Source organism: Rodentibacter mrazii (genome assembly GCF_001998825.1).
GTDB classification, from domain to species: domain Bacteria; phylum Pseudomonadota; class Gammaproteobacteria; order Enterobacterales; family Pasteurellaceae; genus Rodentibacter; species Rodentibacter mrazii.
This window is the reverse complement of record NZ_MLHG01000074.1, coordinates 20,276-32,540: the sequence shown is the minus strand read 5'-3', so window position 1 is coordinate 32,540 and position 12,265 is coordinate 20,276. Positions and strand designations below refer to the sequence as shown.

The 12,265-nt window shown below is 42.0% G+C and carries 11 protein-coding genes and 1 other RNA gene; 3 read left to right on the top strand and 9 right to left on the bottom strand.

Annotated features, from left to right (window positions below; translation table 11 throughout):
• Window positions 1-43 precede the first annotated feature (43 nt).
• Window positions 44-514: an anaerobic ribonucleoside-triphosphate reductase-activating protein gene (gene nrdG / locus BKK47_RS10345; protein ID WP_077494757.1), complete on the bottom strand. Its 471-nt coding sequence runs from the start codon at window positions 512-514 to the stop codon at window positions 44-46.
• A 139-nt stretch (window positions 515-653) separates the two neighbouring features.
• Here nrdG and ffs point away from each other — a divergent pair.
• Window positions 654-752: signal recognition particle sRNA small type (gene ffs / locus BKK47_RS10340), an RNA gene on the top strand.
• Between the two features lie 22 nt (window positions 753-774).
• Here the strand turns inward: ffs and cydC are convergent.
• The 5 genes from cydC to BKK47_RS10315 all read right to left on the bottom strand — a co-directional run bounded on the left by cydC (window position 775) and on the right by BKK47_RS10315 (window position 7,741).
• Window positions 775-2,502: a heme ABC transporter ATP-binding protein/permease CydC gene (gene cydC / locus BKK47_RS10335; protein ID WP_077494756.1), complete on the bottom strand. Its 1,728-nt coding sequence runs from the start codon at window positions 2,500-2,502 to the stop codon at window positions 775-777.
• Window positions 2,502-4,265: a heme ABC transporter permease/ATP-binding protein CydD gene (gene cydD, locus BKK47_RS10330; RefSeq protein WP_077494755.1), complete on the bottom strand. Its 1,764-nt coding sequence runs from the start codon at window positions 4,263-4,265 to the stop codon at window positions 2,502-2,504. The genes cydC and cydD overlap by 1 nt, the downstream gene beginning before the upstream one ends.
• Before the next feature lie 110 nt (window positions 4,266-4,375).
• Window positions 4,376-5,329, bottom strand: coding sequence for a thioredoxin-disulfide reductase (gene trxB, locus BKK47_RS10325; RefSeq protein WP_077494754.1), 954 nt, complete (start codon window positions 5,327-5,329; stop codon window positions 4,376-4,378).
• 114 nt (window positions 5,330-5,443) lie between these two features.
• The gene (locus BKK47_RS10320; protein ID WP_077494753.1) at window positions 5,444-6,301 is read right to left on the bottom strand and encodes a co-chaperone YbbN; all 858 of its coding nucleotides are present in this window, start codon (window positions 6,299-6,301) and stop codon (window positions 5,444-5,446) included.
• A gap of 90 nt (window positions 6,302-6,391) precedes the next feature.
• Window positions 6,392-7,741: a GntP family permease gene (locus tag BKK47_RS10315; RefSeq protein ID WP_077494752.1), complete on the bottom strand. Its 1,350-nt coding sequence runs from the start codon at window positions 7,739-7,741 to the stop codon at window positions 6,392-6,394.
• 227 nt (window positions 7,742-7,968) lie between these two features.
• Here BKK47_RS10315 and BKK47_RS10310 point away from each other — a divergent pair, with 227 nt between their 5' ends.
• Window positions 7,969-8,484 (top strand): gluconokinase, encoded by a 516-nt coding sequence (locus tag BKK47_RS10310; protein WP_077494751.1) that lies wholly within the window; start codon window positions 7,969-7,971, stop codon window positions 8,482-8,484.
• 32 nt (window positions 8,485-8,516) lie between these two features.
• On the opposite strand, the gene gntR is transcribed toward BKK47_RS10310, so the two are convergent.
• A complete protein-coding gene (gene gntR, locus BKK47_RS10305; protein ID WP_077494758.1) occupies window positions 8,517-9,512 on the bottom strand; it encodes a gluconate operon transcriptional repressor GntR in 996 nt (331 codons plus the stop codon).
• Between the two features lie 118 nt (window positions 9,513-9,630).
• Between gntR and selD the strand changes: the two genes are divergently transcribed.
• Window positions 9,631-10,674, top strand: coding sequence for a selenide, water dikinase SelD (gene selD / locus BKK47_RS10300; RefSeq protein ID WP_083720026.1), 1,044 nt, complete (start codon window positions 9,631-9,633; stop codon window positions 10,672-10,674).
• Between the two features lie 199 nt (window positions 10,675-10,873).
• Here the strand turns inward: selD and hemH are convergent, their stop codons facing one another.
• Together hemH and BKK47_RS10290 are read right to left on the bottom strand one after the other, a co-directional pair.
• Window positions 10,874-11,848 carry a ferrochelatase gene (hemH, locus tag BKK47_RS10295; protein ID WP_077494749.1) on the bottom strand — a complete coding sequence of 325 codons (975 nt, stop codon included), beginning with the start codon at window positions 11,846-11,848 and terminating at the stop codon, window positions 10,874-10,876.
• The gene (locus BKK47_RS10290) at window positions 11,845-12,261 is read right to left on the bottom strand and encodes a hotdog fold thioesterase (RefSeq protein ID WP_077494748.1); all 417 of its coding nucleotides are present in this window, start codon (window positions 12,259-12,261) and stop codon (window positions 11,845-11,847) included. The genes hemH and BKK47_RS10290 overlap by 4 nt, the downstream gene beginning before the upstream one ends.
• Window positions 12,262-12,265 lie beyond the last annotated feature (4 nt).

Here is a 12,265-nt window from a genome sequence, read left to right as displayed (position 1 = left end):
ATATTTAATTTCGTAATATTTAGGGCAGAAAATTATTTCTGCCCTAAATGTTTTTAAAACGGTGAATCACCTGATTTGCCGATCCCCGCCAAACTAGGCTTGGATCGGCTTTTTCTTGTTCAAATTTTCCGTCAATGAGGACATCAATATAGGGTAGCATGGCACGCTGATTTTTATCCAACTCATCTAATTTGTAACCTGTCCATACCCAAATATCTTTGTCGGGACATTCACGTTTTACCCGTTGTACGAAAGGCAAAAGCGTTTCTACGTTGCGAGGATGTAATGGGTCGCCACCGGACAAAGTTAAACCTTGACGTTTGATACGGGTATCTTTTAAATCATTGATAATCTGCTGTTCCATTGCTTCGTCAAATAGTATGCCGGCACTGAACGACCAGCTTTTTTGGTTGTAGCAACCCTTGCATCCATGGGTACAACCGCTGACAAAAAGTGTGCAGCGTGTGCCTTCACCGTTAATGACATCCGTTGGGTAGTATTGAAGATAGTTCATTTCATTAAATTCCTGAAAGTGCGGTCTAAATTCTCGTCAAATTCACCGTATTCTTGCAATTTGGGGGAATTAACCTTTGCAATTACTCATCAATTTTTGCATAATAGCGCGCAATCGCATTGCGATATCAATGGAAACCTTCTCGGTCTCTCGCAACGGTGTCCGGTTTACCTGGTCAGGTTCGGAAGAAAGCAGCCAAAGTCGGAAGTGCTGTGTGCCGAGAAGAAGCTGGGAAGGTTTCCGCCCAACTTCTTTTTTTCTCATATCCGTTCTACTAACCGCTTGAAAAATCCGTTTTCTTTTTGGATTAGACTTTCATAATCGCCTTTTTCAATAAGTTTCCCTTCATCTATTAGGCAAATTGTGTCGAATTGTTCAATTGCCGTTAAACGGTGGGTAACCATAATCAGAGTTTTGTTCTTTGCATGCTGTAAAATTAAATGTAAAATTTGGCGTTCCGTATCGCGATCAAGTCCCTCTGTGGGTTCGTCTAACAATAAAATCGGCGCATTATTTAATAAAATACGAGCGATTCCCAAGCGGCGCTGTTCGCCACCGGAGAGAGGGCGACCGCCATCACCAAGCCATATATTTAAACCCTGTGCTTGATCTAATAATTTGCCCAATCCCACTTGATTGAGTATCTCGATCATCTTTTCATCGGAAATTTTTTCGTGGGCGGCAAACTGTAAATTTTGACGCAGACTATCGCTAAACACGTGTACCCGCTGAGTTAAAAAGCAAAATTGCTCACGTAGCGTTTGTTCGGAATAAAGGGGAATAGGTTTACCGGCAAGTAAAAGCTCCCCCTGATTGGCATCATAGTTGCGTACTAATAATTGAAGTAATGTTGATTTACCGCTGCCCGTTTTACCCAGGATTGCAATTTTTTGCCCTTGTTCCAAATCAAGCGTGAGATTATCCAGGGCAAGATTTTCTCTCTCCGGATAGGTGAAACTCAAATTCTTAGCCGAAATTAACTGTACTTGAGGTTCAAATTCGGCGTTGCCCTGAAATTCAACTAAGGGTTGTTGCTCAATAATATCGGTTACCCGTTCTGCTGCGGCGATGACTTGACCGATATGCAAAAATGCCGTACCCAATGGCATAATAATTTCAAAAGCAGCCAAAGCCGCAAAGGTGAAAAGGGCAATAAAGGCAGCGCGATATTCACCTGTACCAAAATCCGCTTGGCTACTAAACCACAACATTGCGCAAATGAGCAGACCATTTAGGAAGAGGACAAGTGCGGTGGAAAATCCGCTTAATTTGGCTTCTTGTGCTTGATCCGCTTGCCATATTTTTTCTGTTGTCGCCATTTTTTCTTTTAATTTATCTTCTGCGTTAAACAAGAGTAGCTCCGCTTGTGCTTGGATAAATTCTAAAAATTGCGTACGGTAAGTGGCACGGGCTTGTACTAAACGTGCACCGAATTTTTGTCCCAAACGATAAAAAAGGGTTGGAATGGTGATTAATAAAATCAATAAAAATGCCCCTAAACCAAGCGCAAGTGGGGCATGGATAAAACTTAATCCAATGCTCATCGCTACAATTACAAATAGCGCCGTAAAAAATGGGGCAAGTAAGCGTAAATATAGGCTATCCAGTGTATCCACATCGGAGACCAAACGATTTAATAAATCGCTGTTGCGATAGCGATTTAACACTGCCGGGCTTAAAGGGATAATTTTCTTGAATACTTGAACACGCAATTTTGACAAAATGCGGAAAGTGGCATCATGGGTGACAATTTTTTCAAAATAACGCATCACCGTGCGCCCAATCGCCAATCCTCGTACGCTGGCAGAGGGATAAAAAAAGTTAAATAGTGTACCAAGTCCGGCAATGGCGGTCGCAGCTAAGAACCACCCTGATAGAGTGAGTAATCCCATACTGGATCCCAAACCCAAAATCATCAGCACTAAGCCTAAAATCAATGGCAATTTGGCAAAACCAAATAAACGTATAAAAGGCAGTAATGCACGCATTATTGAATATCCTGTTGTCGTTGAGTGAGAAGTTCCGCAAAGAAGCCTTCTTCCCGTTGTAATTGGGCAAATTCGCCACATTGTATAATTTCACCTTGACGCATTACAAAAATATGATCGCATTGTTTTAGATCTTCAATGCGATGCGTGATCATCAATGTGGTTTGATAACAACTCATTTCATTTAGTGCTTGAAGAACAAGATTTTCCGATTGGGCATCAAGGCTTGCGGTGGGTTCATCAAGCAGTAGCAAATTCCCTTTACGTAACAACGCACGGGCAATGGCAAGACGTTGCGCCTGTCCTACGGAAATACCCATACCGCCGTCTTTGATTTCGTAGTTTAAGCCAAGTTTATCGGTAAATTCTTTCGCTTGAGATCGCGTTAAAGCGCGGTCAATTTCTTCATCATTTGCTTGAATATTGCCAAGTAACAAATTTTCTTTGATCGTTCCTTGCAGGAGTAACGGATTTTGCCCCACCCATGCGATATGCTTTCGCCACTCAGCCAAATTACTTTCGCTCAATTCTTGACCGTTAATTTTGAGCGATCCTTGATAGGGTAGAAAACCTAAAATCGCATTGATGAGGGAGGTTTTTCCTGCGCCGCTTTGCCCGACTAACGCTACATTGTGATTGCTCGGAATATGAAAATTGAGCGGTTGGGTAAGTGGCACGCCTTGGGGAGAAAGGACGACTAAATTTTCAGCCCGAATTTCAACCGCACTTTCAAGGGAAATTGTACGCTCATTTTGTTGAGTGGTGAGGTAATCGGTTTCCAAGAAATCGACAATCGCATCAGCCGCCCCGATACCGGCGGCACGATCGTGATAATAAGCACCTAGATCGCGTAGCGGTTGATAAAATTCCGGTGCAAGAATTAAACAAAAGAAACCAATAAAAAGGGTAAGCGGAGTGCTGTAAGTGCCAAATTCTATTTGTCCTAAATAACTGAAACCAAAATAGACTGCCATTAATGCAATAGAAATAGAGGTAAAAAACTCCAACACGGCTGAGGATAAAAAGGCGAGTTTTAGCACGTCCATTGTGGTTTCACGGAAATGTTCCGTTGTTTTTTCAATGTGTTGGGTTTGTTCAAAAGAGCGGTTAAAAAGCCGTAAAGTTTCAAGCCCACGCAAGCGATCCAAAAATTGTGCGCTTAACCGGGCGAGGGTATCCATATTCTTTTGGCTACTGTCTGCCGCAGCAATTCCCACAAGAATCATAAAGAGCGGTATTAAGGGAGCCGTAACCATTAGAATTAACGCTGCTGCCCAATTAAGCGGAAAGACTGCGATCAAAATGACTATCGGGACAATGACGGAAAGGCTTTGTTGAGGTAAGAAACGGGCATAAAAATTATGTAAATTTTCTACCTGTTCCAACATAATACTTGCCCAGCTTCCGGCCGGTTTTTGATTGATGATTGCCGGTCCGACAAGGTGAATTTTATCTAGAATTTTTTGGCGAATATGATTGCGTAATTGGCGGCCGGCTTCAAAACCGATTTTTTCCCTTGCCCATAAAATCACGGCACGTAAGGTAAAGCAAATAATCAGTCCAAGAAAATAAGGAATTAATTCGTTACGTGACACGTTTTGCATAATGAGCTTATCAAGTAGCATGGCAAGAAAATAAGTTTGCGCCACCAAAATGAGTGCAGAAAGCGTTGCAAGGGCAATATTAGTGCGCATTAATTTCTGAATTGGTGCTTGTTGTGCGCGAAGCCATTTTTGCAAGTGTTTTTGGCGAAGTTTGTCCATAGATTTTGTTGATTATAAGAGAGGAACAAGGTGCATGGATTTTGAAAAATCCACGCATGAGCGCGATAATAGGTGCATGAAACTTTGTTTCACACACCCAGCTGTCTTAATTACTCTTGCGCATCCAGATAACGTTCGGCATCCAGTGCCGCCATACAGCCTGTACCGGCAGAGGTAATGGCTTGACGATAATTGTGATCCATGACATCGCCTGCTGCAAAGACCCCTTCCACGGAAGTGGCGGTCGCGTTGCCTTCAAGACCGGATTTTACTACGATGTAGCCGTTATTGAGTTCGAGCTGTCCTTGGAAAATCTCGGTATTTGGTGAATGACCGATTGCCACAAATAAGCCGTCAAGGTTCAATTCTTCTTTCTCGCCGGTTTTGGTATTTTGCAGGCGTAAACCTGTCACCCCCATATTATCACCTAATACTTCGTCTAAAGTGCGGTCGGTATGAAGCACAATTTTTCCTTCCTCCACTTTTTTGTAGAGACGGTCGATGAGGATTTTTTCTGCGCGGAAACTATCACGACGGTGGATTAAATGAACACAGCTTGCAATATTGGCTAAGTACAGCGCTTCTTCCACCGCAGTATTACCGCCTCCAATGACGGCAACGGGTTTGTTACGGTAAAAGAAACCGTCACAGGTCGCACAGGCAGAGACACCACGGCCTTTATAATTTTCTTCCGAAGGTAAACCGATATAACGTGCGGATGCACCGGTTGCGATGATTAAGGCGTCGCAGGTGAATGTTTGCACATCACCATACAGTTTGAACGGGCGAGAAGATAAATCCACACGATTGATATGATCGAACACAATTTCCGTATCGAATTTTTCTGCGTGTTGCAACATACGTTGCATTAAAGCGGAGCCTGTGGTTTCACCAAAATCCCCCGGCCAGTTTTCAATTTCATCGGTAGTGGTCAGCTGACCGCCTTGTTGTAAACCGGTGACTAACACAGGGTTTAAATTGGCACGAGCAGCATAAATTGCCGCAGTATAACCGGCAGGACCGGAACCTAAAATTAACAGTTTGGCATGTTTGGTATCTGACATAAAGTATCCTTTCTTAACATATTGAAATAATTTGATTTTATAACGGACACACGCAGTGTGTCCCTACAAATAAACCCAAAATCAAGTTTTTGTAACAGCGACATAATACTGTATTTAATAGAGCAGAGAGTAAAGTAATCGGCGGAATTTATTGGTGAGCGGATCCGCATTACCCATTGCACTTAAAATAGATAAAAATTGTTGTTTTACTTCACCATTTTGTGTGTTTAAATCTGTTTTTAAAAGATCAAAAAGAAGGCTGAGTGCTTCTTCATTTCTGCCCGCTTGATGTAATTGTACGGCAAGTTTAACTGCGATGTCCGGCGTCGGATTTTTCGCATAATCCGCAGTTAATTGTTGAATTTCCGGTGTATCTGCCGCTTGAATTAACAATTCAATCTGTGCTTGTAAACCCTGCCAGCGGCTATCCCGATCTTGCAACGGAATTTGATTTAAAATTTCTTGTGCCGGCTCGGTTTTTTTCATCGCAATATAGGTTTCTGAATAGAGTAGGGCGATATCGCTGTTTTTCTTATCGGAAAGTTCCCACGCCTCTTTTAATAGTGGCAATGCGGCATCGTAATTTTCTACTTGTAAGAAATCTAAGGCTTGATGAAATTTGAGTTCTTCCTCTTTTGGCAAAATCACACTTAAACGTTGTAAGAGCGAGGCTTGATCCAATGCACCGGGAAAAGCATCCAATGCTTGCGCTTCTTTGAATAAATAGGTAGTTGGTAAGGCTTGAATACGAAATTGCGCAGCAATCATTTGTTCGGTTTCACAATTCACTTTGCCGAGTATAAATTGCCCTTGATATTGCTCAGCTACACGTTCCAGCAATGCTAAAAAATCAGCAGATTCTTTATGGCTAGGCGCATAAAAGTTTACCACAAGCGGTTTTTCAAGAGATTGTTGAAGAATTTCAGTGAGATTTTGTTCATTGATCTCAACAATAAAAGGAAAATCAGCCATTGTCCATCCTTGTTCGGAAAAAATAATGGCTGATTTTAACAAAGTGCGGTCAATTTTAGAAATGTTTTGCAAATTGACCGCACTTTCAGACTAGAGAATGATACTGCCAATAAGGGCAATGATAAAGCCCACCACGCCAATTGAGGTTTCAAGTAATGTCCAAGTTTTTAATGTGGTTTTGGTATCCATTTCCAAGAAACGGCTCATAAGCCAGAAACCGGAATCGTTTACGTGGGATAAGACGGTTGCACCCGACGCAATAGCGATGACGATAAAGCAAAGATCAAATTGACTTAAATCGGTTGCCGCTGCAACGCTTGGGGAAATAAGTGCTGCCGCCGTGGTAAGCGCAACGGTCGCCGAACCTTGTGCAACACGCATCACCATTGCAATAACGAAAGCGGCAACAATGATTGGCATACCAGTATCCGATAGCATCGCGGATAATACATCACCGATACCGCTGGCTCGTAGCACGCTGCCAAACATTCCGCCCGCACCGGTAACCAGCACGATTGAGCAGATAGGACCTAGGGCATTGTCACAGATTTTTTCGATTTGTTCATAACTACGTTGATCTTTAAGCAATAAAATTGCCACGATCAATGTGATTAATAACGCAATAGGCGTTTTACCAATTAAACGGAGCGATGCCACCCAAGTTTGCGAACCATCAATCACTTTTGCCACACTTAATGTATTCAACCCAGTATCAAATAAAATAAGGATAATTGGCAGTAATAAAACGGTCATCACACGGGCAAAACTAGGCGGGTTCTGTACTGAGGTATCGCTAATTGCCACGGCGTTTAAAAATGCTTTTGGCAAATCAACATGCACTTTTTTACTAATAAACATACTGAATAAATAAGTACCGATATACCAAGTCGGGATAGCACAAATTAAACCGACGATCATTAATAAACCAATATTTACCCCCAGCAAATCGCCGGACGCAACAGGGCCGGGATGAGGCGGAAGGAAAGCGTGCATTACGGCAAATGCACCGGCAGTAGGAAAGGCATAGCGTAATACTGAACCGCCGAAACGTTTTGCCACACTAAACACGATGGGGAGCATTACGACTAAACCGGCGTCAAAGAAAATAGGGAAACCGAATAATAATGAAGCAACACCTAACGCAAAGGGGGCTTTTTTCTCGCCAAATTTATTAATCAAGGTATCCGCAAGTACTTTCGCACCACCGGTGATTTCCAATAAACGTCCAATCATTGCGCCTAATCCGACAAGTAGCGCAACGGATGCCAGCGTGTTACCAAACCCGCCAAGCAAGGTAGGGAGAATTTTTTCCACCGGAATGCCGGCAGCCAGTGCCGTGAGCAAACTGACAATAATCAATGCCACAAATGCGTGGACTTTGAATTTTATAATAAGCAAAAGCAGCAATAAAATTGCGGCAATCATAATCACAATAAGCATAGGTATTTCTCCAAGTGAATTGTTACGCGTAACATAACTTTTCTTACTATCTTGGTAAATAATGAGTTTCTAAATTTGTGATCTGATTCACATTATTTTTTCTTAACTAAGAGATTAGGTCTTTTTTAGTTAATTTATTTTGTGATCTTCATCACAAAATAAAATGTTACGAGTAACAATTCATCAAAATTCTTATATGATTAAGAAAAATATTTGTGAGGTATGTTATGAGTAAAGGAAAAAGTTTCATCCTTATGGGCGTTTCAAGTACCGGTAAAACTTCTGTTGGAACGGAAATTGCACAGCGTTTAGGGATTAAATTGATTGACGGTGATGATCTTCATCCACGAGCGAATATTATTAAAATGGGGAACGGGTATCCACTTGATGATAATGATCGTGCCCCTTGGCTTGAGCGTGTGCGCGATGCTGCATTTAGCCTTGAACACAAAAGTGAGGTCGGTATTATTGTTTGTTCGGCATTGAAGAAAACGTATCGGGATTTGATTCGTGAAGGTAACGAGGGAGTCAAATTTTTATTTCTGGAAGGATCATTTGATTTAGTGCTTGAGCGTATGAAGCAACGCAAAGGGCATTATATGAAAACGGAGATGTTAAAAAGCCAATTTGATACCCTTGAAGTTCCGGGAGAAGATGAGCCGGATGTGATTCACATTGATATTGACGGTAGCTTTGAGGACGTCGTACAACGTTGTATTAACGCACTGAAACCGTTATTTTGACGATGAAAGTGCGGTTAAAATTGACCGCACTTTTACATACTCTCGCCAAGATGAATATGAAATCCAAGATCGATCATTTTTTCGGTGAGAGGTTCATTATTCAATCGGGCTAAGAGTTCTTGGGCTGCCGTTTTACCAATTTCCAAACGGGGCGTGATGACTGTTGCCAGTTGGGGGCTAACGGAAAAGCCCACATCATGTCCGTGAAATCCGGCAATGGCAATTTGCGTAGGAATATTAATACCTAAGCGTTGGCATTCAAATAATGCGCCAATGGCTAAATCGTCATTTGTACAAAAGATACCATTGGTTTCCGGGCGTTTTTCGAGAATTTGACGAATCTGTTTTCCGCCTAGGGTGAAAGATGAAGGTTCTTCGGTGATTAAACTATAGGGTTCAAGCCCATATTTTTTCATCGCTTGTTCATAGCCTTGCATTTTTAGCTGGGTACGTTTATCCATTCGGGCGGTGAAATAGACGACATGGTTATGCCCGCGTTTAATCATGGTTTCCACCATGGCTTGTGCCGCAGCAACATTATCAAATCCAATCACTTGCTGAATACCGGGCTGTGTGCTGTCCATAATTTCAATCACCGGAATATTTGCTACTTCAATCATTTTGAGGGTTCGCAAAGAATGGTAATTTTCCGACAAAATCAATCCGTCCACATTGTATGAAAGCAAACTTTCAATGCGTTCTTCTTCTTTTTTCACACTATAACCGTAATGCGCCAACATTGTTTGGTAACCGGCTTGATCCAGAATAAGCTCAATGCCTTTTAATACATCGGCAAAAACATGATTAGTCAAGGAAGGAAGCAACACGCCAATGGCGTTACTTTTGGCATTGGAAAGAATTTCCGGTGCGCGGTTAGGAATATAGCCAAATTGCTCAAGAGCATGAGCAATACGAATTTGAGTTTCTTGGGCGACAGAATCGGGATTGCGCAAATAACGGCTTACCGTCATTTTTGTGATACCAAGGTGATTGGCAATATCCTGTAAGGTGGGGCGTTTGTGTTTCATTGAAATTAAAATTAAATCATGCGTAGCGCGCAGTATAACAAAAACATTGGATTTTTTGACCGCACTTTTCATTGAAAAAAGGTATAATTTGGCTCAAATTTATGACAAGGGATAGCGTATGGTGGATGACATTCGTTTAACACAATACAGTCACGGTGCAGGTTGAGGCTGTAAAATTTCGCCTAAGGTGTTAGGGACAATTTTACAAACGCAACTCGAAAATTTTGTTGATCCTCATTTGTTGGTGGGTAATGATACCGCAGATGATGCGGCGGTGTACGATTTGGGAAATGGAACTGCAATTATCAGTACCACAGACTTTTTCATGCCGATTGTGGATGATCCTTTTGATTTTGGACGTATTGCGGCAACTAATGCGATTAGCGATATTTTTGCGATGGGGGGAAAGCCAATTATGGCAATTGCAATTTTGGGTTTTCCGATCAATAAATTACCGGCAGAAGTAGCGCAAAAAATTGTCGATGGCGGGCGATTCGCCTGTCATCAAGCGGGGATTTCTCTCGCCGGCGGACATTCCATTGACGCACCCGAACCCATTTTTGGTTTGGCGGTCACTGGGGTGATAAATACTGAAAAAGTGAAACGAAATGCCTTAGCTGAGGCGGACAGTAAACTCTATTTAACCAAACCTTTGGGCATTGGGGTACTCACCACCGCAGAGAAAAAAGGCAAATTAAAACCCGAACACCAAGGATTAGCGACGGCTGCAATGTGCCAAATGAATATTATTGGCAGCCAATTTTCCGAAGTGGATGGGGTAACCGCTATGACTGACGTAACGGGCTTTGGTTTACTTGGGCATTTACTTGAAATCTGTGAAGGCTCAAACCTCAATGCTGAGTTGTTTTTCGATAAAATTCCGACTCTTGAGGGCGTATCGGACTATATTTCTGAAGGTTGCGTACCGGGAGGCACGACGCGTAATTATGAGAGTTATGGGCATAAAGTGGGGACATTGACGGATTATCAAAAAGCGGTTTTATGTGATCCGCAAACTTCCGGCGGTTTATTGGTGGCTGTTGAGCCTAAGAGCGAGCAAGATATATTGGCGATCGCGCAAGCAGCGGGTGTTGATGTTTATGAAATCGGCGTGCTGAAAGCGAGAGATAAAGAAGAAGGCATTTTTGTTGAGGTTCGTTAGTAAAAAAGCGTGGGAGAAAAATCCAGTATTATGTCGTCATTGCACAAAGTCGGTTTTTCTTTCGTTTATAGGGACACACTGCGTGTGTTCGAATTTTAACCTATTGATTTCACAACGGACACACGCAGTGTGTCCCTACATTTTGTTGAAACTTCTATTTTTTGTACATTTACATAATACCGAGTAAATCCACGCTTTTTTATGCCAGTTTTTGTAAAATTAAATTACCCATCATTTCAATATGAGTCGGTTCGGCATTTAGTGCGGGAATATATTGATAAGATTGACCGCCGTTATTGAGAAAGTTCTCTCGATTTTCTTCATCAATTTCTTCAATGGTTTCCAAACAATCTACCGAAAAACCGGGGCAAACTACGGCAATTTTATGGATACCTTGTGCGCTTGCAGAAATTAAAAATTCATCGGTGTAAGGTTGCAACCATTCTTCACGTCCAAAGCGGGATTGAAAAGTCATTCCCCATTGATTTTCTGTTAAACCAAGTTTATCGACAATGGCAAGAGTGGTTTCTTTGCAATGCCGGCGGTAATAATCTCCCATGTTTTCATAGCGTAGAGGAATACCGTGATAGGAAAACAGTAAAAACTCATCGGGTTTTAACCGCACTTTGATGGACTGCACTAAGGCATCAATGTAGTGTTTATCCAAATGATAGGAATGGATAAATTCAAAAGGCGGTATATTGCGCGTGTGTTTGAGTGCGTTGGCAAAAACATCAAATAAGGCACCGGTAGTAGTGCTGGAATATTGCGGATAAAGCGGTAATACAATAATTTTTTCTACCTGATTTTCCAACAATGTTTCTACCGCACTTTGCATAGAAGGATTGCCGTATGTCATGGCAATTTCGACCTGTGCATTGATATTTTTTGCCGATAAATAGGCTTGCAAAGCTTCTTGCTGCTGTGTGGTGATGGCAAGTAGTGGTGATCCTTGTTCTGTCCAAATAGCCTGATAATTTTTGGCAACTCGTTTAGAACGAGGGGGAAGAATGAGGAATTTAAGTAAAGGCCACCACTTCCAACGGGGTAAGTCAACGACACGAGGATCTGTCAAAAAAGACCATAAATAACGGGAAACTGCCGTTGGGGTTGTTGGTTCATCAGGGGTACCTAAATTGGCTAAAATCACACCAATTTTTTTTGTTATTGTCATAAATCTATAATAGAAAGCGTTAATCTTGAAACGCAGCAAAGTTTATCTTGTTCATTTCGGATGTCAATTTGCCAAACATGGGTATTTCGACTTAAATTGATAGGCATAGCCTTTGCTGTGACTTTGCCTTCTCTTACCGGGCGAAGATGATTGGCATTAATGTCTAAGCCTACTACGGCTTTTCCTTCCTTAACGCAGAGAAAACCGGCGAGAGAACCCACTGTTTCCGCCAATGCTACAGAAACCCCACCGTGTAATAAGCCGAAAGGCTGCGTAGTGCGATTATCCACCGGCATTGTGGCTTCCAGCCAATCTTTGCCGAAAGCAGAAATTTCAATGCCAAGGTGACCAACGGCACAGTTTTTCCCCATTTCATTAAGTTGTGGGAGGGTAAAGGGCTTTTTCCAAATCATTTTT

Excerpts from the sequence above, each read along its gene's own strand:
- nrdG (WP_077494757.1), bottom strand. The coding sequence starts at position 514 with ATGAACTATCTTCAATACTACCCAACGGATGTCATTAACGGTGAAGGC.
- cydC (WP_077494756.1), bottom strand. The coding sequence starts at position 2,502 with ATGCGTGCATTACTGCCTTTTATACGTTTATTTGGTTTTGCCAAATTG.
- cydD (WP_077494755.1), bottom strand. The coding sequence starts at position 4,265 with ATGGACAAACTTCGCCAAAAACACTTGCAAAAATGGCTTCGCGCACAA.
- trxB (WP_077494754.1), bottom strand. The coding sequence starts at position 5,329 with ATGTCAGATACCAAACATGCCAAACTGTTAATTTTAGGTTCCGGTCCT.
- BKK47_RS10320 (WP_077494753.1), bottom strand. The coding sequence starts at position 6,301 with ATGGCTGATTTTCCTTTTATTGTTGAGATCAATGAACAAAATCTCACT.
- BKK47_RS10315 (WP_077494752.1), bottom strand. The coding sequence starts at position 7,741 with ATGCTTATTGTGATTATGATTGCCGCAATTTTATTGCTGCTTTTGCTT.
- BKK47_RS10310 (WP_077494751.1), top strand. The coding sequence starts at position 7,969 with ATGAGTAAAGGAAAAAGTTTCATCCTTATGGGCGTTTCAAGTACCGGT.
- gntR (WP_077494758.1), bottom strand. The coding sequence starts at position 9,512 with ATGAAACACAAACGCCCCACCTTACAGGATATTGCCAATCACCTTGGT.
- hemH (WP_077494749.1), bottom strand. The coding sequence starts at position 11,848 with ATGACAATAACAAAAAAAATTGGTGTGATTTTAGCCAATTTAGGTACC.
- BKK47_RS10290 (WP_077494748.1), bottom strand. The coding sequence starts at position 12,261 with ATGATTTGGAAAAAGCCCTTTACCCTCCCACAACTTAATGAAATGGGG.